The 25,952-nt window shown below is 38.3% G+C and carries 25 protein-coding genes; 7 read left to right on the top strand and 18 right to left on the bottom strand.

The annotated features are described in order from the left end of the window. Nucleotides 1-11: 11 nt before the first annotated feature. Together ACZ5C4_RS00685 and ACZ5C4_RS00680 are read right to left on the bottom strand one after the other, a co-directional pair. Nucleotides 12-890, bottom strand: a complete 879-nt coding sequence (locus ACZ5C4_RS00685) for a glycyl-radical enzyme activating protein (protein WP_464519351.1) — start codon at nucleotides 888-890, stop codon at nucleotides 12-14. A gap of 20 nt (nucleotides 891-910) precedes the next feature. Next, nucleotides 911-3,439 carry a glycyl radical protein gene (locus ACZ5C4_RS00680; protein ID WP_464519350.1) on the bottom strand — a complete coding sequence of 843 codons (2,529 nt, stop codon included), beginning with the start codon at nucleotides 3,437-3,439 and terminating at the stop codon, nucleotides 911-913. Between the two features lie 218 nt (nucleotides 3,440-3,657). On the opposite strand from ACZ5C4_RS00680, the gene ACZ5C4_RS00675 reads away from it, so the two are divergent. Next, the gene (locus ACZ5C4_RS00675; protein WP_464519349.1) at nucleotides 3,658-4,461 is read left to right on the top strand and encodes an IclR family transcriptional regulator; all 804 of its coding nucleotides are present in this window, start codon (nucleotides 3,658-3,660) and stop codon (nucleotides 4,459-4,461) included. A 396-nt stretch (nucleotides 4,462-4,857) separates the two neighbouring features. Here ACZ5C4_RS00675 and ACZ5C4_RS00670 read toward each other — a convergent pair whose 3' ends face one another. From ACZ5C4_RS00670 to ulaG, 4 genes are all read right to left on the bottom strand, one after another. Next, nucleotides 4,858-4,989 (bottom strand): hypothetical protein, encoded by a 132-nt coding sequence (locus tag ACZ5C4_RS00670; RefSeq protein ID WP_464519348.1) that lies wholly within the window; start codon nucleotides 4,987-4,989, stop codon nucleotides 4,858-4,860. A gap of 29 nt (nucleotides 4,990-5,018) precedes the next feature. Further along, nucleotides 5,019-6,059, bottom strand: coding sequence for a hypothetical protein (locus tag ACZ5C4_RS00665; RefSeq protein ID WP_464519347.1), 1,041 nt, complete (start codon nucleotides 6,057-6,059; stop codon nucleotides 5,019-5,021). Next, nucleotides 6,046-6,843, bottom strand: coding sequence for a DeoR/GlpR family DNA-binding transcription regulator (locus tag ACZ5C4_RS00660; protein ID WP_464519346.1), 798 nt, complete (start codon nucleotides 6,841-6,843; stop codon nucleotides 6,046-6,048). Before ACZ5C4_RS00660 ends, ACZ5C4_RS00665 begins: the two co-directional genes overlap by 14 nt. 122 nt (nucleotides 6,844-6,965) lie before the next feature. Further along, on the bottom strand, nucleotides 6,966-8,069 hold the full coding sequence (gene ulaG / locus ACZ5C4_RS00655) for an L-ascorbate 6-phosphate lactonase (protein WP_464519345.1): 1,104 nt from the start codon (nucleotides 8,067-8,069) through the stop codon (nucleotides 6,966-6,968). Between the two features lie 379 nt (nucleotides 8,070-8,448). Here ulaG and ACZ5C4_RS00650 point away from each other — a divergent pair, with 379 nt between their 5' ends. After that, on the top strand, nucleotides 8,449-9,177 hold the full coding sequence (locus tag ACZ5C4_RS00650) for a LytR/AlgR family response regulator transcription factor (protein WP_464519344.1): 729 nt from the start codon (nucleotides 8,449-8,451) through the stop codon (nucleotides 9,175-9,177). Beyond that, the gene (locus tag ACZ5C4_RS00645) at nucleotides 9,174-10,529 is read left to right on the top strand and encodes a sensor histidine kinase (protein WP_464519343.1); all 1,356 of its coding nucleotides are present in this window, start codon (nucleotides 9,174-9,176) and stop codon (nucleotides 10,527-10,529) included. Before ACZ5C4_RS00650 ends, ACZ5C4_RS00645 begins: the two co-directional genes overlap by 4 nt. Nucleotides 10,530-10,608: 79 nt before the next feature. Here ACZ5C4_RS00645 and ACZ5C4_RS00640 read toward each other — a convergent pair whose 3' ends face one another. Beyond that, nucleotides 10,609-11,955 (bottom strand): glucose-6-phosphate isomerase, encoded by a 1,347-nt coding sequence (locus ACZ5C4_RS00640; RefSeq protein WP_464519342.1) that lies wholly within the window; start codon nucleotides 11,953-11,955, stop codon nucleotides 10,609-10,611. Nucleotides 11,956-12,041: 86 nt separating this feature from the next. After that, on the bottom strand, nucleotides 12,042-12,848 hold the full coding sequence (locus ACZ5C4_RS00635) for a hypothetical protein (protein WP_464519341.1): 807 nt from the start codon (nucleotides 12,846-12,848) through the stop codon (nucleotides 12,042-12,044). Nucleotides 12,849-13,227: 379 nt separating this feature from the next. Here ACZ5C4_RS00635 and ACZ5C4_RS00630 point away from each other — a divergent pair, with 379 nt between their 5' ends. Genes ACZ5C4_RS00630 through ACZ5C4_RS00620 form a run of 3 tightly spaced genes read left to right on the top strand, consistent with a single transcriptional unit; the run spans nucleotide 13,228 to nucleotide 15,431 of the window. Further along, on the top strand, nucleotides 13,228-14,343 hold the full coding sequence (locus ACZ5C4_RS00630) for an anaerobic sulfatase maturase (protein ID WP_464519340.1): 1,116 nt from the start codon (nucleotides 13,228-13,230) through the stop codon (nucleotides 14,341-14,343). 2 nt (nucleotides 14,344-14,345) lie between these two features. Continuing rightward, a complete protein-coding gene (locus tag ACZ5C4_RS00625) occupies nucleotides 14,346-15,143 on the top strand; it encodes a TSUP family transporter (RefSeq protein WP_464519339.1) in 798 nt (265 codons plus the stop codon). A 45-nt stretch (nucleotides 15,144-15,188) separates the two neighbouring features. Continuing rightward, nucleotides 15,189-15,431: a TIGR03905 family TSCPD domain-containing protein gene (locus ACZ5C4_RS00620; RefSeq protein ID WP_464519338.1), complete on the top strand. Its 243-nt coding sequence runs from the start codon at nucleotides 15,189-15,191 to the stop codon at nucleotides 15,429-15,431. A 17-nt stretch (nucleotides 15,432-15,448) separates the two neighbouring features. Here the strand turns inward: ACZ5C4_RS00620 and ACZ5C4_RS00615 are convergent, their stop codons facing one another. The 9 genes from ACZ5C4_RS00615 to ACZ5C4_RS00575 form a co-directional block, all read right to left on the bottom strand. Continuing rightward, nucleotides 15,449-16,966, bottom strand: coding sequence for a sulfatase-like hydrolase/transferase (locus ACZ5C4_RS00615; RefSeq protein ID WP_464519337.1), 1,518 nt, complete (start codon nucleotides 16,964-16,966; stop codon nucleotides 15,449-15,451). 5 nt (nucleotides 16,967-16,971) lie between these two features. Next, nucleotides 16,972-17,715 (bottom strand): ABC transporter ATP-binding protein, encoded by a 744-nt coding sequence (locus ACZ5C4_RS00610; protein ID WP_186875906.1) that lies wholly within the window; start codon nucleotides 17,713-17,715, stop codon nucleotides 16,972-16,974. A 12-nt stretch (nucleotides 17,716-17,727) separates the two neighbouring features. Further along, nucleotides 17,728-18,492, bottom strand: a complete 765-nt coding sequence (locus ACZ5C4_RS00605) for an ABC transporter ATP-binding protein (protein ID WP_464519336.1) — start codon at nucleotides 18,490-18,492, stop codon at nucleotides 17,728-17,730. Further along, nucleotides 18,471-19,259, bottom strand: a complete 789-nt coding sequence (locus ACZ5C4_RS00600) for an ABC transporter permease (RefSeq protein ID WP_464519335.1) — start codon at nucleotides 19,257-19,259, stop codon at nucleotides 18,471-18,473. The genes ACZ5C4_RS00605 and ACZ5C4_RS00600 overlap by 22 nt, the downstream gene beginning before the upstream one ends. After that, nucleotides 19,256-20,089 carry an ABC transporter permease gene (locus ACZ5C4_RS00595; protein ID WP_464519334.1) on the bottom strand — a complete coding sequence of 278 codons (834 nt, stop codon included), beginning with the start codon at nucleotides 20,087-20,089 and terminating at the stop codon, nucleotides 19,256-19,258. The genes ACZ5C4_RS00600 and ACZ5C4_RS00595 overlap by 4 nt, the downstream gene beginning before the upstream one ends. A 52-nt stretch (nucleotides 20,090-20,141) precedes the next feature. Then, nucleotides 20,142-21,221, bottom strand: coding sequence for an ABC transporter substrate-binding protein (locus tag ACZ5C4_RS00590; protein ID WP_186875903.1), 1,080 nt, complete (start codon nucleotides 21,219-21,221; stop codon nucleotides 20,142-20,144). A gap of 81 nt (nucleotides 21,222-21,302) precedes the next feature. After that, nucleotides 21,303-22,337, bottom strand: a complete 1,035-nt coding sequence (locus ACZ5C4_RS00585) for a LacI family DNA-binding transcriptional regulator (protein ID WP_464519333.1) — start codon at nucleotides 22,335-22,337, stop codon at nucleotides 21,303-21,305. Between the two features lie 312 nt (nucleotides 22,338-22,649). Beyond that, nucleotides 22,650-23,150, bottom strand: coding sequence for a DUF6147 family protein (locus tag ACZ5C4_RS00580; RefSeq protein WP_464519332.1), 501 nt, complete (start codon nucleotides 23,148-23,150; stop codon nucleotides 22,650-22,652). 81 nt (nucleotides 23,151-23,231) lie between these two features. After that, nucleotides 23,232-24,128: a DUF4367 domain-containing protein gene (locus ACZ5C4_RS00575; protein ID WP_464519330.1), complete on the bottom strand. Its 897-nt coding sequence runs from the start codon at nucleotides 24,126-24,128 to the stop codon at nucleotides 23,232-23,234. A gap of 134 nt (nucleotides 24,129-24,262) precedes the next feature. Here ACZ5C4_RS00575 and ACZ5C4_RS00570 point away from each other — a divergent pair, with 134 nt between their 5' ends. Then, the gene (locus ACZ5C4_RS00570; protein WP_464519328.1) at nucleotides 24,263-25,333 is read left to right on the top strand and encodes an undecaprenyldiphospho-muramoylpentapeptide beta-N-acetylglucosaminyltransferase; all 1,071 of its coding nucleotides are present in this window, start codon (nucleotides 24,263-24,265) and stop codon (nucleotides 25,331-25,333) included. Between the two features lie 67 nt (nucleotides 25,334-25,400). On the opposite strand, the gene ACZ5C4_RS00565 is transcribed toward ACZ5C4_RS00570, so the two are convergent. Then, complete coding sequence (locus tag ACZ5C4_RS00565) at nucleotides 25,401-25,946, bottom strand: RNA polymerase sigma factor (RefSeq protein ID WP_464519327.1); 546 nt, start codon at nucleotides 25,944-25,946, stop codon at nucleotides 25,401-25,403. Nucleotides 25,947-25,952: the final 6 nt, after the last annotated feature.

The following is a 25,952-nucleotide window of genomic DNA, read 5'->3' as shown; positions in this document are numbered from 1 at the left end:
TCCTGAAATTTTTATTGAATCATCACATGCAATCCTGCTTTTTTGAACTTTTCATACATTGGTTCCAATTCGTGGCGTTCCATATTTGGTAATTCCCCCATAGGCCATTTCCATCCTATTCTTTCATACTTTGATTTCCCATATGCGTGAAACGGGAGCAGACATACCATAAATTCTGTTCTCAGCTCTTTTAGAAAAGAAATGGTTCTGTCAATCAGTTCTTCTGAATCATTATATCCTGGAATAATTGGCATTCGTACAGCAAATGGAATCTTATTATCATCTAAATACCGAAAATTTTGTAAGATCCATGTATTATCTACCCCTGTATATTTTCTATGAATTTCATTGTCTATTGCCTTCATATCAACATAGGCCAGATCAATATATTCTGCTACAGATTCAAAAATCTTTGGCCGGCAATATGCGGTTGTGTCGAGTACCGTATGTATATTTTCTTCCCGGCAGCGTTTCAATATCTCGACTGCAAACTCTGGCTGCATCAATACTTCTCCACCACTGAGAGTTACACCTCCATTGGAACGCTCATAAATCAATTTATCCTTTTTTATCTCCTCAAATACCTCTTCAGAGGTCATAGTTCTTCCTACTATTCTTCTTGCATCATGTAAACAGACTTCTGCGCACTTTCCACAGCCTGTACATCCTACTCCTGTTTCCGCCGCTTTTGTCTCACACACTTTTATGCATTCTTTACATCCTATACATTTATCTGCATAAAACATAATCTGCGGGGGTTGAATTTGGGATTCTGGATTACTGCACCACAGGCACCGCAGCGGACAGCCTTTGAAAAAGACTGTCGTGCGCAGACCCGGTCCGTCATGCATAGAGCAATTCTGTATATCAAATACGTATCCCGATTTCATTACATTTGTCACCTCTATATTTACCCTACAGATTCAAATTCTACTCTTGCAATCAAGTCATCCTGTAAATCTCTGGAAATTTCTGTAAAAAATGCTGTATAGCCCGCAACGCGGATAATTAAATCCCTGTACTTTTCCGGATGTTCCTGTGCATCTCTAAGTGTTTCTGCCGATACGACATTGATCTGCACATGGTTTGCTCCACGTCCATCTTTTCCCATATTACATAAATAAATCCGTATCAGGCTGGCTAATTTTTGAACATCGTCCTCTTTCTCAAGTGCACGTGGATGGAATTTTTGATTATATACAACAGAATTGATTTCCGAATAATCCCACTTTGCAGCGCTGCGCATAGACGCAGAAGGTCCATTCAAAGCCAGACCCTGCATCGGAGATATTCCTCCTTCTGCAAGCGGCATCCCTGCTTTACGCCCGTCTGGAGTCGCCCCCATCATACTTCCATATAACACTCCTGCCGACAGATGAATATATACCGGATTCTTACGTAAACGTCCAAATCTCATTGGATATTTCAGGTATTCATGATTGATCGTATGTTCTATAGGTACAATCCACTTATCTACATATTCATTATCGGTTCCATATTTAGGCGCCTGAAGAAGAGCTTTTTGAAGTTTTTCATACCCTGAAAAATTATTATCCAAAGCCGTAACCAACTCCTCTATTGTAGCCTTTTTCTCATCAAAGACTACTCTCTCAACAGCTCCCAGCGAATCAATACAGTTTACCAGTCCTACCGATACGCCCATGGCAGCACTATGTCCTAATGAACCGCCACATGTAATATCTAATCCATCTTTCAGACTTGTTCCTTGGAACATAGAAGTATAAGGCATACGCAGAAAATCCTGCCATACTTTATATATTGTATTTGCATGCATCACAGCCATTTTAATTCCGTATTGTATCTGCTTCTGTAAAGCATGATAAACGTCTTCGATATTTTTAAAATCCTTCGGATCTCCAGTCTGCGGTCCGACCTGTACTCCTGTTTTTCTGTCTTTTCCATTTGTAAAAACATATTCCAGTGCAATTCCCGGATTAATGTCAGCCGCATGATCCATATTAGGGAGGTGTGGGTGCCACATAAAAGAACAACAAACAGAATCATAGGTTCGTGCCGATTTTTCAGACAGTCCGCATGCTTTTTTAAAATGATTGATTCTGGAATCGGCTCCCAGAAACATAGGCTTTCCACCGCCACTTCGAATTACTTTTACAGCAGTCTCCAGATAATCATCCGGTACATTTTTTTCTACCCAAACCGCTACATTGGGCTGATCTAGATGTACAAACTCTTCTACTTTCAAGCATAAATAACTTAATTCGTTGACCGCACTTTCTCCGTTGACATCTGTACCACCCAAGCTTATATTCTGGAACATAGGATTTCCGGTTCTATAGCGCGACTCTCCTTGCGTATATACTTTGTTTGTCTCTGCCAGTTTCAACCAGTAACATGCTATAATATCTTCTGCTTCTTCCAGCGTCAGTTCTCCATTATCTAGGTCTTTCTTAAAATATGTATAAAATTTCTGATCTACTCTTCCCGGAGACTCAGCAACTGCATTTGACTCATAGTAATAAATCAACTGCATAAACCATGCCGACTGTACTGCCTCATAAAAATTATCTGGTGCATTCCACGGAACTTTCCTAAGTGTCTTAGCAATCTTCAAAAGTTCGTCTCTACGTTTTTTATTCTGTGATGTTTTCGCCATCTTTTCCGCCTCGTCTGCATAACGCTCCGCAAATACATGTACCGCATCACAGATAATCACAATAGCATTCCAGAATTGTAATTTATCTACATATTTAGGATCTGTCTGATCCGCCGTATCTATCAATCTCAATGCCTCTTCTTTATACCATTTAATTCCTCTTTCTAACCTATGTTTATCCAAAGACAAGATATGACCAATCGGTTGCTCCATAGAAATTCCGCACGACCAGAGTCCGTATTTCTGTTTTTCCCGTATCTCTTCCGGAAGCTGCTTCTGAATACGTGAGAAACTACACCGATCTTTCCAGTATGGATGAATTTCCTTCTTATAATATTCCTTATCTTCTTCTGTTACATATGTTGGGTTATATTCCCTGGTTGAAATTGTATCAATTTCATCAATCAACCAGTCGCAGATTTCCGGAAACCAAAGACATCCGCGCGGGGTAGGTGTTACAGAACCCACGATTAATTCATCTTCACGGATATATACCGGATAATTTTCTAAAATATGAGCAAGTGCTTTTGCCTGACGGATATTTGCATCCTCTCCCTCTGTCGCTTTATAACTTTCAGTAACTAGTTTTCCCCTTTCTTTAATATAAAGCTGCTGTTTTGAATCCAAAACCCGTTCTCTCAATTTGCTCAATCGTTCTGTTTTCTGCATTTTTTTAATCTTTTCAATAATTGTATTATCCGGCTCCCAATTTCTTGCTCCTATCGGGTCTGGCAATTCTTCCATACATCTCTCAAGATTTTCATATTCTTCCTTTGTCACTGTTTTCATACTAATATTTTTCATTTTCTCCTCCTTATTGTTTTATAATATCAACCATTGTATTATAATAACAACCATTGTATTTATATATTAACTTTCTATATATTTACTGTCAATAAAAATTATGTACAAAATAATTTATATATTTTTAGATACTTTCCACAAATAATCAACTTAAAATATTTTTGCTTGCTTTTCCATAATTTTTAAGATAACGTATTAGGGAGAAGGAGAAACCAGATATGAAAACAATACAAGAGAACGATAAAAAATCAAAGATAACCATTCAATCTGTTGACCGGGCACTTAGAATTGTTGCGTTTATTGCCGAAAATAATGGCACCTGTGGTTTATCAGAAATCTCCAGAGGAATGAATCTAAATAAAGCGACTACTTATGGACTTTTATCGACCCTGGAACAGCATAGATATGTGGAATTAAATCCTGATACAAAAAAATATCATCTGGGATTATTTCTTGCTGAGCTTGCAATGAAAGCAGAAGATTTTTTAGATATCCGTATTATAACTAAGCCCTATATGGAGGAACTAGCGGCAAAGTATACAGCTAGTATTCATTTGGGAATTGAGTCGGAAGAAGAAGTCCTTTATATAGAAGTTAGCAAATATAATTTTGTTCTTCCTATCGTATGCCAGGTCAATTCCCGGCTTCCCTTCTATTGTACAGGCGTGGGAAAGGCGATCCTTGCTTTTTGGTCAGAAGAACGTATTCACGCATATATCTCCAAACACAAACTAATTGCAAAAACTCCAAATACAATTACTTCTGCTAAAAAATTAGAACAAGAATTAGCGCTTATTAGAAAACAGGGATACGCTATAGAAAATGAAGAAAATCAAATAGGTGTAATCTCTATTTCTGCACCTATTTTTTCCCTAAATGGAATTGTTATTGCTGGTATTAGTATTGGATTAATTAAGGCAATGTTAACAGAAGAAATGAAAAAAAGCGTCATTGCTGATTTATTAGAATATTCTCAAAAAATTTCTCAGAAAATGGGGTATAATCCAAACAATTTATTGTAAAAAGAAAAGGGGCTGCAAAGTCCTTGGATAGGAATTGCCAACTCCGTCAAATGCTGGTACTGGTTGTCGTAAAGGAGTTTCCATCCATCAGGCAGCGGTTATGCTGAGCAAATCAAACTCAACGGTATCTGAGTAGATATAATCCTTAAAGTCATGACCTTTCCGCAAGACTGTACCATATCGAGCTCATTGGCCGTGTCAAGTTCACTGTAAAATCTTCTTTGACATGAGAATTTCTGATTTTATCCACGCCCAATTAAGGAGTTCCGTTCCGAACTTTAGATGGGATAGGAAATATAAGCCCACCTCCACACCACGGGCAAGGACAAAAAAATCGCCACCTGCAATTAAGTGACGATTTTCGCTCTAATATTCTATTGTTACTTGATAAGCCAACTATAATCCCGCCGCCTCCTTGATTACACTACACATCTTCTCCCTACGGTTATATGATTCAATATCCATAATGACTAAATTTCCCTCTTCATCCTTGGTGAGGGAAACCGATTCTGCGGTCTTTCTGCACATTTCAGCAGTCTCATTGTATAAGATATCCCCTAAAAGATATACATTGCGATTTCATCAATCTCTCTATTTGTAGAAATCAGCACTTCCTTACCGTCTCTTTCATATTTCCATACATTCGCCGGACCACAATCTCTGTCTAGAACCGTTACTTTATATTGCTTTTCCTTTTCATCATATGTAAATGCCAGGAGATTTCTTTCTCCTTTCCTGTGCCCTATGATAACGGCAGGCTCCCCAAGTAAAGTCCCTCCATAAATTGCGTGAGCAAATTCTGCAGTATCATATGTGTAGACTTTTTTGTATTCCCCGTCTATTTTCTTGAGGATATATATATTTTGCCCATGGAAAGGAGAAATCATAATCAACTCCGGTTCTCCGTCTCTGTCTAAATCAACAAGAACCGCGTCGCTTCCCGGGGTTTGCGTCAACCTCTCAATTTCCCAATTTTCTCCTATCTCTGCCGGAGGAATAAATTTATAGACTCCCTCGTCACAAGAAATCAGGCATATCTCCATCTCGTTTTCTTGCATTTTATAGTAACCATGATTCTTCAGCATATTATCTTTGATAACTGTCAGCTCCAGTTGATGTTCCTTATCAAAGCCGCTTAAGTCCTCCGGAAGCACTGCCGCGTATGTCTTGCCCGGCATCGACCAGTCATCCTTATATGCATGTCCCGATTTGAGTGCACATGCAATCAAGTAATTTATACCATTGCGCGTGACTATATCAAAACGGTGTACATGAGGAAGCTCCACAAGGGTACGGATCTTCCATCCTTCTTTTTCTGACGGTGACACAATCACAATTTCCGCTTCCTTTGAGTCGTTTGGAGAATAAAATTTATGTGTTGCCAGAAATACCCCATTGCTTCCTGGCACCTGTACCATACTCATAACCCCGCCTGGTTCTTCCCATACTGTGTCTACCTTGTTTCCTTCTTCATCAAACAGATAACACGGGTCATGCTTTTCTGCTGCCACCAGAATATGCTGTTTTCCATTGTACATAAGCGGCGCGATAGAATAACATTTTGTAAGATTTCCCAACACCTTTTTATTTATTTTCAAAGCTTACGCCTCCTGCTTCTTCCTCTCTCCTAACCTGATGAATCTGCACGCCCCGTTCTTTCAGTTGTTTCAGAACATCCTCCGGCGCTTTTTCATCCGTAATCAAATGCCCGATATGTTCAACCGGAGCACTTGTAAAACTGCTGTTTTTTCCTACCTTTGTATGGTCTGCGAGTACATATACATCTTTTGTCGCATTCTGTATCATTAATTCATTCATTTTTACTTCTGCCGCAATCTCTGTTGTCATCCCAGATACCGGAGAAATGCCTGAACAGCCAACGAATGCTTTTTTCGGAAATACTGTCTGCAAATTGCGGATAGCAAAATCTCCTACCATTGCGTCCTTTGGATGGCGTAGCTCCCCTCCAGTCATCAGCACGCTGATGCCTTCTGGATAATCTGTCTGAATCGCCTTCCCATTATTAGTAATGACCGTCACATTGTCGCATTTAATATACTTTAATATTTGTAGTGCATTTCTGCTGGAATTGATAAACAGGGAATCTCCAGATTCTACAAGCGTCGCTGCATACTCGGCGATAAGTCTCCTATACATGGACACCTCTTCATCCTCTTTTTGCTCTGTCTTTGCAGAGACAGCTCCTCCGTAAAATCTGACAAGAAGATTTTTGTCCTCCAGATATTGCAAATCCCTGCGGATCGTAATCAGCGACACCTGAAATTTTTCTGCCAGCTCGTCTACCCGTACTGCCGGATTCTCTTTCATAAGAGCAAGTATCTGCCTTCTTCTTCCTTCTACATATGCCCGTTCTCTTTTCATTACTGTACACCCCGTCCATACATTATCTTAATCATCATACCATCTTTTTCTCTATCTGTCCCTCTTTATTTATAACATCTCTAAAGGAGAGGACTCCTTCTCTATGAAAAGTGGTCTCTGATTTACAAAAGAGAACGGAACGGTATATTCTGAGGAGCCTCAAAGCAGTCCTCGAATCCTCTCCTATGATGATATGCCAGTTTATCCTTGTCTGCAGGATATACATATTTTCCTCCTACTTCCCAGAAGAACGGATGGAATTCATAACCCAGACGATCTTTTTTCATATCATACAGTACCTTAATTTCATTGACATCTGCCATAAAGTTTGTCCATACATCATAGTGAATGGGAATCACTACCTTGCATCTTAATGCCTCCGCCATACGGAGAATATCTACAGAGGTCATCTTATCTTGCATACCAACCGGATTTTCCCCATAAGAACCAAATGCAACATCAATATCATAATCCTTGCCATGCTTTGCAAAATAAATAGAATAGTGCGAATCCCCACTGTGATAAATAGTCCCACCTGGTGTTTTAATCAGGTAATTTACCGCTTTGTCATCCATATCTATCGGGCATTTTCCTTCCAAATCTTCTCTATCGGGGCCCTGGGAATCTGTAGTTACGATACAGGTTCTGTCAAAAGAATCCAGTGCGATTATTTCTATATCTTTGATTTTAATAGAATCCCCTGGTTTTACCGTTATACATCTCTCTGCCGGTACTCCCCATTTTTGCCACAATTCTACCGACTTTTTCGGTCCGATAAATGGAACAGGAATTTCTTTTCCGTTTTCATCCACTGTCATCATACCACTTTTTATTACATGGGAAGCATATTCTGCACTCATATGATCTTGATGGTAGTGCGTAGCAAGAACCGCATCTACTTGTTTGATTGCAAAAGGATCAATGACAAACGGAACTGCTCTTAAATTCGGCTGCATCGCTCTCGCCCCGCACATATTTGCCATCTGGTGTCCAACTTTCATCTTTCCGTCTCCGTGCGTTCTCTTTCCATTTCCGCACCACAGATCCACTGTAATATTACAACCTCCCGGCGTCTTAAACCACATTCCGGTGCAGCCAAGCCACCACATCGCTACTGTTCCTGGTTTGACTTCTTCATTTTCAATTTCTTCATTCAGCCATGTTCCCCATTCTGGGAATGTACTCATAATCCAGCTTTCACGAGTTATCTCATCAATTTTACTCATCAAATTTCCTCCTTCTGATTAACACGGATATGTTTTATTAATTGCATAATATCATATATTATGTTCTTTTTCAATCATATTTTACGATTGTTTTATATCATAAACTATATTTATATACCATTTTATTTTGTACGAAAAAATCTTCTAAATTTTAATTTTTTACTATAATTCTGTTATTTTTACTGTTCTTCCCCTTTGCACATAACAAAGTATACGATAAAATTATAAATAATCCCTTATCGGGCAGAATTCACCAGCCTAAATAGGCATGAATTACGTATGCCCTTTAGGGTATACCTTACCGGACAAAGTCCGCCAGCCTGAACAGGCATACATTGCGGTGTGCTCTTTAAAGTATATATACTTAGGAGGAATTTTCATGCGGATTGCTATTGTAGATGATTCTTTATCTGATATACAGTACTTATATGAAAATATACGGAAATACTGCCAGGAACATCAGGTTCATATGACGATTGAACCCTTCCATGATGAGTCTCGTTTTCTTTCCTCACTGAAAGAACATTCTTATGATCTTGTCATCCTGGATATTTATATGAAGCAGATAAACGGAGATCATATCGCCTCTCTTATCCGCAGGCATTACCCAAATTGCCAGATTATTTTCACCACTGCAAGTAAAGAGCATGCTGTCAAGGCATTCCGCCTTCATGCTCTGGATTACTTAGTGAAGCCTTACAGTTATGCCGATTTGTCCGAAGCTTTAGATCATTTTGAAAAAATATTTCAGAGCTTTATACATTATATTGAACTGAAAGAGGCGCGTCAGTATACCAGAATTCTTATCAACGATATTGTTTTCACAGACTATCATAACCACTATATACAGGTGCACACTACTTCAAACGTTGTTCGGTCTTATATGTCCTTTGATGCCTTTTCTCCTATGCTGAAGCCCTATCCCCAGTTTCTTTGGTGTTACAGAAACTGCATGGTAAATATGGACTATATCGAATCCTTAGAAGGCGGAGATTTTCTTCTTAAAACTGGCGTATGTATTCCCATTTCTAAGGGAAAGCATCAAGAAGTTACACAAGCCTACGCAAATTATATGTTTGATTATGTAAACAGGAGATGCCCTATATGAATCTTTCCCTCTCCACATTAATAGTTATCTTTCTTTTTGTTCTGCCCATTATTTTTATACTTTATCATACATTTCGTGATAAAATTAAATCTCCTTTTCTGCTGCGCGTCTTTAGTTCCATCACAGTCTTTGCGCTTCTGTCGCTTCTCGGAGCTGCTCTTAGCGTACATTTTCTGGAAAATTCTCGGATTATCCAGACATGTGTCATTACCATAACTATGCTGTCAGAAATGCTGATTTTTTATATTGCCGTAGATTATAAACTAGTACATGCTCTTTTTATAGCTTCTGTTGTCAAATGTTACGCCGACAATGTAATCCTGCTTTCTTATTTATTGTATTATACTGTCACCGGTTATTTCCCTTCCGTTTTCTCCGGTTACCCTGCATGGCCTATGTTCATCAATATTGTTGTTACATTCCCTTTTATTTTCTTATTTTTTAAGAAACTGATGCGTCCCGCCCTGGATCTAAGTGGTTCTCTTTCCCTCTGGTCTTACATCTGGATTGTTCCTCTATGTAATAATCTGTTGTATTCTCTGTATATCGGACCTTCTTTTAATACAGAAACTCTTTCCCCAGGAACAGAACTTTATTTGCTGCCTTTCCTATGGATTCTTCTATCATTTTCTACGTATATTATTCTACTAAAAATGATTATAGGCTTAAGTGAAAGCGCTCGGTTTCGGGAAGAACTGCATATCTCTGACACACAGATTACCGCACAGCATAAACAATTAGAGCACCTGCAGCAGCATATTCAAGATACAAGCCGTATCCGGCATGATATGCGCCACCATTTTCTTGCCCTTCAGGGATTTATAACACAAGAAGATTATCCTGGAATGGCAGAATATATAAAGGACAGCATCTCCGGACTGGAACCTGCTGCGGCAGAAATTTACAGCGGTAATACTGCTGTAGATGCAATACTTGGATATTATAAGAGAGAAGCTTTAGCAAACCAAATTGACATCCAAATTTCTGTTTCCCTGACAGATACACTCCCCATCCAGGATACCGATTTTTGTATTATCCTTGGAAATCTTCTTGAAAATGCATTAGAAGCCTGTATCCGCCAGCTTTCAAAAAAACGATTTATACGTGTACAGTTATATATGCCTACGAATGCCACCTTCATCATTATAATCAAAAACAGTTACGAGGGAAAAATAAAACAGCAAGGTCAGATTTTTCTTTCATCTAAAGCACAGAACAGAAAAGGTATTGGAATCCGTTCTGTATTAGATATAGCTAAAAAATATCAGGGAATCCCCAAATTCGAATATGATGATAATGAATTTAAAGTTTCCCTCTTACTTCATAAAAATAGAACCACAAAAAAAGACTGACGCAAACAAACTTTTGCGTCAGCTTTTTTATAGAACTTCCTACATGAACTTTACATTACATAGTTTCCTACATACCAACTTACAATCTCTTTAACAACTCTTCTCTTTCTTTCTCAAATCCTGGTTTTCCAAGCAGAGCAAACATATTTCTCTTATAGCTTTCTACGCCTGGCTGGTTAAATGGATTAACGCCGAGTAAATATCCACTTATGCCACAGGCAAATTCAAATAAATAGAATAACTCTCCCAGATAGAATTCGTTCTGCTCAGGTATTTTTACAATAAGGTTTGGAACATTTCCATCTGTATGTGCCAAAATCGTCCCATTCATTGCACTCTTATTGACAAAATCCACATTTTTCCCTGCCAGATAATTCAGTCCGTCTAAATCAACCGGCTCTTCATTTATAATAATTTCTTCCCTTGATTTCTCAACATCTAATACTGTTTCAAATAAAATTCTGTTTCCGTCCTGTATAAACTGCCCCATAGAGTGAAGATCTGTCGTCAAGTCAACAGATGCAGGAAAAATTCCTTTCTGATCCTTTCCTTCGCTTTCTCCATAGAGCTGCTTCCACCATTCTGATACATAATGCAGGCTCGGTTCATAATTAGCAAAAACTTCAATTGTCTTTCCTTTACGCAGCAGAATGTTGCGAATTGCCGCATACTGCAAAGCGTCATTTTCTGCAAAATCATTCTCCATAGCCGCTTTTCTTCCGGAAGCCGCGCCTTCCATCAATTTTTTAATATCAGCCCCGCTTACCGCGATAGGCAGAAGTCCTACAGCTGTCAGAACAGAAAAACGTCCTCCCACATCATCCGGAACTACGAACGTCTCATACCCCTCTTCCGTCGCAAGCTTTTTCAATGCTCCCTTCGCCTTGTCTGTCGTAGCATAGATTCTCTTTGCGGCCTCTTCTTTTCCATATTTCTTTTCCAGTATTTCTTTAAAAACTCGAAAGGCAATGGCTGGCTCTGTAGTAGTTCCTGATTTTGAAATCATATTAATAGAAAAATCTCTATCTCCGATTACGTCTGCCAGATCTTTAATATATGTACTGCTGATACTGTTACCTACATAATAAATCTCAGGAGATTTACGAATGTCTTTAGAAACGACGTTTGCAAAAGAATGACCCAGGAATTCTATCGCAGCTCTTGCGCCAAGGTAAGATCCCCCGATTCCAATCACAAGCAAAACTTCGGAATCATTCCTTATTTTTTCTGCTGCTTTTTGGATACGGGCAAATTCTTCTTTATCATAATCCACCGGTAAGTCAATCCACCCAAGAAAATCGTTTCCAGCTCCTGTCCTCTCAAGCAGCTTGTCCTTTGCCTGAGCCACCAGCCCACTCATATATTCCATTTCATGTTCCTGAACAAAACTACATGCTTTTGAATAATCAAATGTTACTTTAGCCATTGATACCCTTCCTCTCCGCTGACCTTTCTCATAGCCTCTTTGTGCTATCTGTCATAAGCATATTTTACCAAATCTGCAAGGGTTATTCAAGCCAAAAACTCCTCCAGTATCTGTCTGATTGCCTCCTCTTTCAAAGCCGGCTCTCCCTGTTCTTCCAGTTTTTCTTTCATAGTCCTGCGTACACTCTGACGCGCCTCCTCTCCCTTTTTTACATCTCTTGGTTCTCCTTCTATATTGATAGACAAATTAGGTTCTGCTTTTGCAGGCACGCCGGATTCTGCGGGTGCTGCATCGCTTTCTTCTCTTATCGGAGCCATCTTTGCCGTACTATCCGCGGCAATTACATTGATCGCTTCTTTCTCCGGTGTCTTCTGCTTCTTGTAGCGACAGGAGCATATATTTTCCAAGTAATCCACCATATAAATCTTTGCCGCATTGATTTTATATGGCTCGTCCGACAGCTGCCTGATTACAAACAAAAATACCATCTCTGCCGCCCCTGCCGCAATATATTGAAACACGGATTCATTAAATCCGTAGGAAAGATAGTGAGCCGACGCTCCAAGCGCCGCCAGTATTCCTGAAAACCAGATTGCCTGTAGTTCCAACTGCCTCCAGGTATGTATCCGGAACAGGAATCCTCGGTATTCGAATATATATTTTTCTACAAATGCATTTGTATTTTCTACTGAATCATGTGCCATACATGCATGCTCATATTTCGCACGCACCAATTTTATCAGTTTGTGTGTACTCTTAGACATACTGCCTGCGGCTTTCACCAATCTGCGCAATGTAATCTGATTTATTACTTTTGCCAGAACTCCGATAACACCGACTATAATCATCAGATACACAATAATATTGGTGTCCGCTGCTACTTCTTTCAACATAGCTATTCCTCCTATTTTTGATTCTGCCGCAATATTTTCTGCCGGAACTTATCAGCCCGACATTGCGTTTGAGCACATTATAGCCTATCTTTCAAGGACTTTCCTCAAAAACCGTTCTACATATTTCTACAAATCAAACAGGCCCTTCCAACAATATTTCTGTGTTTCACTCTATTTTGAAGCTGCTGAAAATCTACTTTAAGCCTTTTACTTAACAATAAATTTCTCTCTGTTCTCCAAACTGTTATGAATCACTTCAAAATTGTCATTTTTATAAAAATAATCGCGAAAAAAGGCGTACGAAACTCTAATCTATGTTACACTATATGAGATGTCATATATTTAACTGCAAGATAATAAAGGAATAAAGGATAATCAAATGTACTTACAGACCGTATTAATAAAACCCTCATCAAGCCAGTGCAATATGTATTGTGATTATTGCTTCTACTGCGACGAAGCAGCAAAAAGAGAACATGCCTCCTATGGAATGATGACGGAAAATACATTGAAAAATATAATTAAAAAAAACTTATTTCATGCACAGACTGATATCTGCTTTGCCTTTCAGGGTGGGGAGCCTACGCTGCGGGGACTTCCTTTCTTTGCGCAGGCAGTAGAATTTGAGAATCGTTTTAACCGGAATAAAGTCAGAGTATCTAACGCGATACAGACAAATGGACTTCAGCTCAACGATGAATGGTGCAAATTTTTTAGAGAAAATCATTTTCTCGTTGGAGTCTCTGTGGACGGTACCCAGGAAACACATGATGCTTGCCGCCATACAAAATCAGGAGCTGACACTTATAAAAAAATCCGTAACTCTATCCGTCTGCTTGAAGAATATGAAGTAGAATATAACATTCTGACAGTAGTAAATGCGTTCACTGCGCCAAAAATTCGGCAGATATATCAGGAATATAAACAAAATGGCTGGAGTTACCAACAGTACATTACATGTCTGGAGCCGTTGGGGGAAGAAGACCGGCAAAATTCCTATTCTCTCACCCCTTCCATGTATGGAGAGTTTTTGATTCAACTCTTTGATATGTGGTATAAAGACTGGAAACGCGGAAAAGCCCCCTATATAAGACAGTTCGAAAATTATATCGGGATTTGCATGGGCTATCCGCCTGAATCCTGTGAGCAGAGGGGAATTTGTAGTATGCAGGGAGTAGTAGAGGCAGACGGCAGTGTGTACCCGTGTGATTTTTATGTGCTGGATGAATATAAGCTAGGAAACTTCAATGAAAATAAAGTATCTGATTTTTTTGAAAATGAAAGGGCAAAAGCCTTTATTGAACAATCGAAACATATCAGCAATACATGTAAGGCATGTCCATACTATTTTCTTTGCCGTGGAGGATGTAGAAGAAGCCGGATAAAAGAGCCTGAAAGCGGCGCTTATCGCAGCTATTTCTGTGAAAGCTACCGGATGTTTTTTGCCAAGGCCGGATCACGGTTAGAGGAAATCGCAAAATTTTTAAGGAGGTAAACATGGCAGGTATTTGTATCTTTTTTATCGTAAGTATTCTTTCTTCCATTGTAGGTTCCATCTGCGGTATCGGCGGCGGTGTCATTATCAAACCGGTACTTGACGCAACCGGAATTATGAGTGTAAGCAGTATTAGTTTCCTTTCTGGCTGTACAGTTCTTGCAATGTCCGTTATCTCTGTCTACAAAAATATCAAGTCCAAATCTGCAAAGCTTGATATTAAAATTGCAACCTCCCTCGCCATAGGTGCGGCGGCGGGCGGAGTCATGGGAAAGATTATGTTTCAGACTCTTAAGGATGCCGTTGGAAATGAAAATCTCGTAGGATTGACCCAGGCAATTGTACTGATATTCATAACTGTAGGAACACTGATTTATACCCTCTGCAAAAAGCATATCCGCACAAAGCAGTATACGCAAGTCTGGCTGTGTATTGTCATCGGTATTCTTCTGGGGATTATGTCCAGCTTCCTAGGCATCGGCGGTGGACCTATCAATCTTGTCGTCCTCGCCTGGTTTTTCTCTATGTCTACAAAAGAGGCTGCTTTAAGTTCTCTGTATATTATCATGTTTTCCCAGATTACAAGTCTTGTGCAGACCTGCGTTACAAAAACTATCCCAGATGTACAGGTATCATATCTTATTTTCATGGTGATTGGAGGGGTTCTCGGAGGTACGATAGGAGGCAAGATCAATAAAAAAATAGATGAAAATACAGTAAATAAATTATTTATTTTCCTGATGGTTGTAATTATTGGAATAAACATTTATAATGCTGTTAAGTTTGCGGTATTTGCATAATAAATTCCCAGACAAAGCCAGGAAAATTTAAAAAGGAGTGTTTTTATGGATTACAAAACAAAGGGCGTCTGTTCCCAGAAAATTCATTTTGATATCGAAGGCAACAAAGTAAAAAATGTATCTTTTGTAGGTGGATGCAATGGAAATCTCCAGGGAATTTCCCGCCTTATCGAAGGAATGGACGTAGATGAGGCTATCCGCAGAATCGAGGGAATCAAATGTGGTTTTAAAACAACCTCTTGCCCTGATCAGTTGGCAAAAGCATTAAAAGAAGCAACCGGAAAATAATCCGATTGCTTTTTTCTTTAATAATCTCTTGGTTTACTTGTCCCTTTGCTTAAAAATTCATTTAATATGTAATCACTGTCTCCGTCGAAAAAATTGTCTTTTTCTTCTTTTACCCAATTTTTGAGCATCTCATCTAGTTCATTTTTTAATGTTAAATGTGATTCTGAAAAAATCAAATTCCTCGTCTCATAGGGATCTAGAGCCAGATCATAGAGTTCTGAAATATCTTCTTTATTCACTGTATACTTATATCTAGATGTCACTAAAGACTTTGCCACATTTCTTTCAATATGTCCATATGTTTCACTGACAAAGAATTTTCTTCTCTTTTTAAAACCAGATGCCTCCATCTCTAAAAGATTCTTTCCGTCCGGCTCATAATCAAATGAAAGTCCTGCTGCCGACAATATAGTTGTTGGAATATCCAAATTGCTGACAAGCGCATCTGTAACCTGTTTTGGTTTTATTACTCCTTTATAACTCATTGCCAGTGGCACCCTCATTACTTCTTCCACCATATAGCTCGCCTTATCGAATTTTCCGCCCTGGCAAGCAATCGCATCTCCATGGTCTGCCGTCCAGATAATAAGTGTATTTTCATCCAACCCCAATTCCCTTAATTTCTTTATCACAATTCCGACCGCATCATCTACCATTGTAGAATGTGCATAGCACCGTGATAATAAGAGCTGCCATTTTTCCCAGGGTATAGGGTTTGGATAAATCAGATTCCCCTCATTGTCAGCAATTCCTAAATTATGTTCTTTTCTATAGCAGGACGGCTTTTCCAACTGAGCCGAGTCAAACGTGGGATACTGTGGAATATCCTCCGGAGGGTACATATCTGCATATTCCTGTGTCACAAAATAGGGCGCATGTGGCCCCCAGAAGTCCAGCCTCAAAGAAAATGGGTTTCGATTCCCTTCCTTTTTTATATTTTCCAATCGTTTACACGCCATATCAGCCAGAAAGAAGGCTTCATGCGTCTCTTTCGGCGTCAGAAGTATGCCGGATGCCTCCTCATTAGTCCACTCCTTGTCCTGCACATATATTTCTCCTGGTTTAATATCCAGTCTCCACGGATCCATTGTACACTCGATCTTGATCTTTGGTTTCGGTAGATTATATTCTTTCAGATAATTCTGATATTCCGGCGTCAAATAAGGATTCCCATACGATGGATAACAGTATCCTTCACACCCATGTTCCAGCGCCGTACCATTTCCAGCATGCCATTTGCCATAATAATAATTTCTATACCCATTCTCGGTCAGAATATCCAGATATGTCTTTTCTAAAAATGGCACATTTACATCATTTAAAATTTCTCCGTGATGGTGAGAATATAAACCTGTTAATACGCATCTCCTCGTCGGCCCACACAAGGGGTTAGAAGAATACGCTCTTGTAAAATTTACTCCACTTAAGGCAAATTCTTCAAAATTGTCTCTTCTTATTTTCGGTCCAAAATCCCATCCATGCCTATAATAAATTTGATGATCTACCATAATATACAAAATGTTCGGTTTATCCATAAGCTTTACCACCATTTAATTTGTTCTGTAATATAATTTCTGATTTCTATAAATCTAGGGTCATCTACTCTCCGCGGATGGGGCAGATCAATTACCACCTCATCCTTTACTTTCGCTGGTTTATTGGACAAAATCAGTACTCTTTCCGCCATATAAACAGCCTCTTCTATATTATGTGTAATAAAAATAATTGTCTTTTGCAGTTCTTTCCACATTCTAATAACTTCATCCTCCAGGTAAAACCTGGTTTTTACATCCATCTGTCCATATGGCTCGTCCATCAGAAGCAAATCTGGATTTACTGCAAAGGCTCTTCCTATTACTATCTTTTGTTCTGAACTCGTAGACAGCTCTGCGGGGTATGCTTTTCTGTACTTCTGAAGTCCCATTAGATCGAGTATTTTTTCTGTCTGCTCTTGAATATACTTTTTGTCTTTATTTTTAGCTTTCAACCCATATGCAATATTCTTTTCTACTGTGAGCCAAGGCAGTGATGACGGCTCTTGAAAAATAAACGACAAGTTATGTTTCCTGGGACTCGCCTTTTCTCCGTCTATTAAAACCTCGCCTGACGTAGGCTCAAGCAGATTCGAAAGTACATTCAAAAAAGTAGTTTTCCCACACCCCGTAGGTCCTACAACACATACAAATTCTCCTTCTTTGATTTGAAAGCTACAATCTTCAATTACTTTCAAATCACCGAACGATTTACATAAATTGTTTACCTGAACTTTTACATTCTTCTTCACAGCATTCTCTCCTTATTTTATTACCAGGTCTGTATGATTGCTGATTTCTTCTCGTATTCTAAGAAATTCCTGATCTGTGTAATCTCTTGGACGTTTTAAGTCTTTCAAGTCATAAATTCCTTTTACCTTCATCGGACGCGCGCTAAAAAGAACGATTCTATCACCCAGGTACACAGCTTCTTCTATATTATTTGTGACAAAGATAACCGTCTTTTTATTCTGATTCCATATCTTAAGAATCTCCTCTTGCATCGAATATCTTGTCTGTGCATCTAGCTGCCCGAACGGTTCATCCATAAGAAGAATTTCTGGATTACTCGCATAAGCTCTCGCTATACCTACCCTTTGTTTCATTCCACCAGACAATTGCCGCGGATAATGCTTTTCAAATCCATTTAACCCTACGAGGTCTATATATTTTTGGGTTCTTTCATACCTTTCCTTCTTAGATACCTTATGAAACTTATCCGAAAGAGCCACATTATCACGAACAGTAAGCCATGGCATGATGCCTAATTTTTGAAATACAAATCCAATATTCTTATTGATTCCCTGCGATACTTCTCCGTCTATATATACGCTTCCTTCCGTCTGCTTCATTAAGCCCGCTATAATATTCAGTAAAACGGTTTTTCCACATTCTCCTGGCCCCAGCAACACAAGAAACTCATTTTCTTTTACGTCCAGGCTTACATCTTCGATCGCTATTTCATAAGACTTTTTCGTTAAAAATACCTTGCTGATATTTCTGATTTCTAATTTATTTCTTCTTTCCATGGACATAATTTCCTTTCTGCAAGTGTCAACAACCAAGAAAGCACTGCTCCAATCACACCGATGATAATCATTGCCAGAATAACCAATGATAGATCGGCCACATCAGAGCCCCTGATAATCATAAATCCAAGCCCTGAGTTTGCCGAAATCATCTCAGCCGCAAGTACAACAATCCACGCTGTCCCCATGGCTGTTTTAACTCCTGCCATAATCGCGCTTAAAGAACAGGGAAGCACTATCTCCTTCACAATCTGAAATTCTGTCGCTCCAAATGCTCTGGCAACATCAATGTTCAGTCTAGGAATCAATCTGACGCCAGAGTATGTATTTACTACTACAGGCATCAATGTTCCTATAAAAATAAGTGCGATCTTTGAAGATTCTCCTATTCCAAACCACAGTGTCATCAATGGGATCCACGCAAGAGCAGGCACTGGACGAATCAATTCAAATATAGGTTTTAAAAAATCACAGCATCTCTTGTTCCACCCGATCAACAGTCCAAAAGGAATTCCAAAAATACAAGCTAATACGAGTCCGCTTAGTACACGTTTCATACTAGCCCATATATGTCCCGCCAATGTAATATTATTGATAGGTTTCTCTAGTAAACGTTCTCCTCTTTCTATTACATCAGCAGGAGCTGGTATAATTTTTCCTTCTCCCGAAGCTAAAATCCACATAAAGATAAACAATATAATAGAGACTAACGGCAGTATGTTCAGGATGATTTCACGTGTTGAAAATTTTTTTACATTGTTTTTCATTTCGTATTTATCCTCCATTTCAAGACATAATTTTCAATCTTACTCAGCGCCGTAGTCAATCCGAGCCCAATCAAACCTATTACCAGCATACCTGCTATAATAATGTCAATTCTCCCGTAATTTCTACCCATAAAAATCATGTAGCCAAGCCCGCTGCTTGATGCCAACATTTCTGCCGCAATCAATGTACCCCATCCATTTCCTAAAGCAATGACCATTCCTGCAAATGCCAAAGGCATAGCAGACGGTATTCCGATTGTCCAGAACACTCTCCAATTAGAATAACCGCATGTTTTCGCGTAATTGATATAAACTTGATTTGTCTCCCTAATGCCTGTATAAGAATTAATGACTATAGGTACAAAAGTTGTAAAAAATATAATAAATGATTTTGCTACTGTCCCGATACCCAACAGTACAATTACAATCGGTATCCATGCAATCGGAGGTAACGGACGAATTAATTCAAAAATTGGCTTTACTAATTTATCCAGCGGTCTGTACCACCCCATTAGAAGTCCTAGAGGAAGGCCAACAATAAGCGCCAGGAAAAAACCAATCATGGCAAGCTTAAAACTAGATAAAATATTTTCAATCAAAGTATTTCCATCTGGTCTGGGATCACCTATTTTAGTTATAATTGCGTCAATAACCTGTAGTGGAGATGCCAATACATCTCCACTTACTATCTTCAATGTACACAATAGCTGCCAAACACATAGAAATACAGCAATACTGATAATTCCGCACAGAATTGTCGTCCGTTTTTTCTTTTTTTCCTTCTTTCTGAGTGTACGAATCGCATTTTCCATATTAGCTGGATTTTCCATATGATTTCCTTTCTCTAATACATTACTTTCAATTTGAGAACTCTACCAGATTCTATTCCTCTACCATTTTTTCCATAAAAGAACTGTCATAACTGTCTTCTTCCATCAATGCCGCTTTTTCTTCCTCTGTATAATTTCCCATATCGATATAAATATCCATTACTTCTGCCAATCTGTCCTGTAAAACGGTTCCGTTTTCCCCTTCCGCAAAATATTCCATCTGTTCTTCTGGGGACGGAATATCTATCACCTGTGCATTTACAAATTTCAGTGCATTTTCTTCATCTGTCGCTACTCCATTTGCCTCTGAAAATTCTACAAACATCTTTGCCGCTTCTTCTGGGTTATCCTTGATCCACTGTACACCCTTCATATAAGCACGCACCCATTTTTCCACAACTTCTGGCCGTTCTTTAATAATCGTCTCACTCGCTGTAATTGCACACGGTAAGAATATTTCCTGGCTTTCTCCTGTGGTCGCAGGAACCCATCCCTCTTCTTCCGCATTAAAATAGAAAGAAGCATTTGCCTGCACCATGTCGCCACTTCCTGACTTAAATGCCGTAAATGCAGGAGAAGAGTCCATATTGGTACGGACAACATCATCAATGGTCAAGCCAAGTTTATCCAATGTCTTAATCAACAGAATATCCGTAATTGTTCCCTGTGTATACAGTATTTCCGCATCTTTCCAGTCCTTGGCAGTTCCATAACATCCTGTCTCCTCGTTATAGCCAGCCTCTACAATCGGGCTGTCTTCTTTTGTCCACAGGCCCATCAAAGCTCCATCATCGATACTTAGACCTATTATTTTCAAATCCTTCTGCGCTACTCCTAAGACGATTCCTCCAAAGCCTGTCGTTCCAATATCCCAGGCTCCCGTCTGATATGCTTCCATCTGAGGCGGCGCTCCAATATATACTAAAGTTTCTACGTTCAGCCCTTCCTCTTCATAATATCCATTCTGTTCTGCTACATAAGCAGGAAGGCCATGTCCAGACGGATGAACACTGATTGTAATAGAATCTCCATCAGATTTTCCTGAAGAATTATCCTTGTTGTCTCCTGAACATGCTGTCATACTAAAAACCATTGCAGCTGCTAAAAACATACTTAAAATTCTCTTTTTCATATTTTCATTCCTTCCCTTATTTTTGAAGCGTTTCATTTTCTTACCAATTATAAAGACAGTTCACGTGAACCATCTTCATAATCACTTTGTTAAATCCTTTATTGTTTCTCCAACTATAATGTTTCCTTTTACAAATAACTTTTTCTTAATCTTATCTTCCTCCAATCCATTATCTCTTGCCTCTCTAATTTTCAAATACATAAGCGTAGCCTCGTGGATCACTTTGTCGAATCTTCTGTCATAAGTCGTAAGACGTTTTGGCGTAACTTCTTTCGGATAAAAATTTCCAAAGCTCATAATCGATACATCTTCAGGAATACGAATCCCATATCGAATACATGCATTGTAAAAGCCAATTGCAAAACTATCGTCTCTTGGAAATACCAGGCTAGGCATACTCTTCGATAATATCATTTCCTCCGCCGCATGGTATCCGACCTCCATATCGTTTTCCAATCTTTTATATTCCCGTTTCTTATACACTATCCCCCTTTTCTTACATTCTAGCTCAACGCCAAGCCTTCTGTCTCTGTTTGGTGACAACATAGATTCCTCTGCAATATCTAGATATGTAATCTCTCTGTGACCTCGCTCATAAACAAAATCTACCATACTCTTTGCCGCATACTGATTATCAACAGCAACATAAGGAAGTTTACAGTTATCCAGGTATCTTGCCAAAAAAATGATTGGAATCTTTTCTGTTTCCGCTAAATTCCTAAAATATTCTTTATTTTCAAGTGATTCAAAAAAGATAAACAGCCCATCCACCTTGCTGCTCAGCATTGCCTCACAGTTTCGTCTTTCCCTTTCACTATCATTACGAGAAGTTGCTGTAATAATCCTGCACTTATGATTCTCTGCAAATGTCTCCATTGGCATTAGCATTTTTGTCTCAGCGATATTTTCGATATTACTTACAATAAGTCCGATCAAGCTTGTTTTATTTGTTGCCAGCCCTCTTGCCTGATAATCAATCCGATAGCCTAATTGTCGCATTGCTGCATAAACTTTTTCTTTATTCTTTTCTTTTACATTACCTTTCCCCTGTATAACATTGGAGACAGTTCCCAATGACAGTCCTGTAAGCTTTACTATATCTTTATAAGATGACAATTTAACCTCCATATGAAACGTTTCATTTTGTATTTATATACTAACATTTCATTTACATTTTTGTCAATTAATAAATGTATTACTTTCATTTTTTATATATATTGCACAATTAAATTTTATTTTAATTTTTTTCAAAAAATAAAAGCCTCTCTCTTGAATCCTGAAAGCGGGCGCCGTAATTAGCGTAAAGTTTGTGGTGTTTTCTCGGTACAGGTTTTCTATAATCAAATCAATTGTTAATAGTTCCTGCTACGCTTCATCACGGCGCCTGCTTTCAAGACTCAAAAGAGAGGCTTTTACAAATTATGGAGGTTATGGGACAAGGATACCATTTGTATAGGAAAAAGTTTCTTCATATGGATATTCATCTTCCATTCCTGCAATATGATCTGCATGTACCCTGTAGTAATATCCTCTTTCTACTGTAATAGATTTTGAAGTGGCAACAAAATAATTATCTGTATCGTCTACAGACCAAGCATCAATCTGTTCCCAATTACCAGTCTCTTCATTATACTGATCCACATAGATAATAACGGAAATAAAATCAACATAACAATCTGCCGTTGTTGCTGCATATACATAGATCCGATTTCTTCCAGCTTTCGAGATAGAACATTCTCCATCCATGAGGTACTCGCCTCTAAGTATCGATTCCGGACTCTTTCCAATAGATGTATCTTCTGTTGTCAGGTAAGAACCATCTACCTGGATCAATTCGTTACCTGCTGCTTGTACATCTGTTAAAGATACTGTAAATACACAACATAGCATCATAATACTGCCTAAAATAGACAAAACTCTCTTTTTCACTTTTTATACCTCTTCTATATTGCATTATTTTTCACCTTTTCAATAAATAAACAACTGAACTGCCAAAAACTTACGCATAATTTATAAAATTTTTAAATTTTTTATGATATTCTTAAATTCTTCTCTTTCCATGACACCCTTCAACTGATAATGAATACCTCGATTTTCAAAATCAGCTATATATCTATATTCGCTATCTTTTTGATATTCTTCCACCTGTATTTTTTCGTCTCCATTTTCAACTATAAATACATCTGTCAACTTGTCTAATTCTTTTTGACTTAAAGAAGAATCAGTATCATTCAAATATATTGTATACTTTATTATTTTGTTATTATAATTATAAAACAATTGCGCTCTTTTTTGCTCAATATCTAAATTATAATTGCTTAACACCATTCCTTTAGGCTTATATTGTAATCGAACTACTGAAATTCCTAGTTTTTCAGTTATTTCTTTATAAATCCCAAGTTCGTCTAAATCTTCTGTTTCTTGTTTTTCCATATCCTCAACATCTATGCCACTTACTTTCTCATCTCCCACAAAATTATTCCACAATTCTTTCCAGTATGATTTGCTTCTTACACTGGTAAGCCCACTTCCCAGTACAAGAACAAATACTGCTGCAAGTGCTACAAAAAGATAGCTTCTTTTTCTTCTGCGATATACTGTTACTGTACCTGCAGCATCTTTCTTACCTTTCGAAAAATCCTTTTCATTATTTCTGTCAAAAGGCAACTTGTCCATATCTGGCACAAGTTCTTCTGCAAATTCTGTATCTTCTGTAGGATGTATCTTCTTTTTTTCTCTTTCTGCTTTTTTCTTCTCATATTCCTGGACTTTTTTCAAAAAAGCAGCATCGAACTCCTCCGAAACTTGAATATCTTTCAAGTCTGGATTCTCCAATATTCTTTTTTCTATTCTCTTTGCCTCTTTGTCTATTTCATCCTGCAGTGATAACTTTCTATATTTCTTCATCCATCTGCCTCTTTTTATAATACTTTCTCCTTGACATTTTATTAAATAAGGTTAATATGAAAATATATTTGTTTTCTATTAAGATATAGGCTTTTTCTGCCTGCATCATTATTTTAAATCTGGAGGTTTTCATTATGAAACGTATCGTTCTCACCGGCGGCGGAACAGCCGGTCATGTTACTCCAAATATTGCCCTAATTCCTAAACTTCAAGAATTAGGTTATGATATCCAATACATAGGCTCTTATACAGGGATCGAAAAGGAATTAATTGAACCTTTCGGAATTCCCTATCATGGTATTTCTTCTGGTAAACTGCGCCGCTATTTCAGTGTACAGAACTTCACTGATCCATTCCGTGTACTTAAGGGTTTCCGTGAAGCGAAATCCTTAATCAAACAATTAAAACCAGATGTAATCTTTTCGAAAGGAGGATTTGTCTCTGTTCCTGTCGTGCTTGCAGGAAAAAGAAATAAAGTCCCTGCAATCATACATGAATCAGATATGACCCCTGGACTTGCAAATAAAATTGCGATTCCCTCTGCTGTAAAAGTATGCTGTAACTTTCCAGAAACGTTAGAGACACTGCCAAAGGAAAAAGCGATTCTGACAGGTTCTCCAATCCGCCAGGAATTACTTTCCGGAAATAAGATTGCCGCCATGGACTTATGTGGTTTTTCTGCTGATAAACCAGTTATCCTTGTAATTGGTGGAAGTCTTGGTTCAGTTGTCGTCAATACAGCCATACGGCAATCTCTACCAGAACTTCTAAAAAAATTTCAAGTTATTCACCTGTGCGGCAAAGGGAAATTGGATAATTCTCTTTCTCAAATTAAAGGATACTGCCAGTTTGAATATATCAAAAATGAGCTTCGTGACATATTTTCACTTGCAGATATTGTTATCTCCAGAGCCGGCGCCAATGCTATCTGTGAGTTGTTAGCATTAAGAAAACCAAATCTTTTGATTCCTCTGTCTGCAAATGCAAGCCGCGGAGATCAGATATTAAATGCGCGTTCTTTTGAACGGCAAGGCTTCAGCATGGTACTTGAAGAAGAGGATCTTTCCAAAGATACCTTACTAGATTCTGTACAAAAGCTTTACAATGACCGCGGTACATTTATAGATGCTATGAGAAATTCCAACCAGCAGGATTCTATTCAGACGATTATTCAGCTTATTGAAAATGTCAGCTTAAAATCCTAATACAATAACTAACAAATACTGAATGTAAAATGTTCGGATTTTCTGGACATCCAACATTCGGTATTTGTTAGATCTCGTTTAGTTCATTAAACTCTACTCCAAAGTTTTTCTTCATCCATTCTTTTGCTCTATGCAAAATACTATGTAATACCTCAATGCTAATTCCCATTTCTTCTGCAATTTCAGCTTGTGGAATTTTCAAATGATATGCCAAAACAATAGCCTTATACCATCTCTCATTTTTCTCAAGTAATGCAAGAAATAAATGATTTACAAATTCTTTTGTCTCTAAATCAAGAACCATTTCCATATATTCATCTTCTGTGCTTTCTCTTTCTTGTTCCAGTATACTGACCGCGTCGTCTTCATTTTCAAAGATTTCTTTTGCAGCCTTCTTCCTGTAGTTCAACGCATAATTCTTTGCTGTTGTATATAACCATGAAACAATATTCGTCTTTTCCATATTATCGTAATGGATGTATAACTGGAGGAATGTGTTCTGTGCGATATCTTCCGCCTCATTGTAATCTTTTGAATAATCGTATGCTGCTTTGAGAACAAGATTTTTGTATTTGCTATAAATCTCATCAAATTCATGATTACCTGTCAACATTCTATC

The sequence above is a fragment of the Mediterraneibacter flintii genome (genome assembly GCF_055387595.1).
The sequence above is the reverse complement of the archived record's forward strand: the minus strand, read 5'-3'. Positions and strand labels throughout refer to the sequence as shown.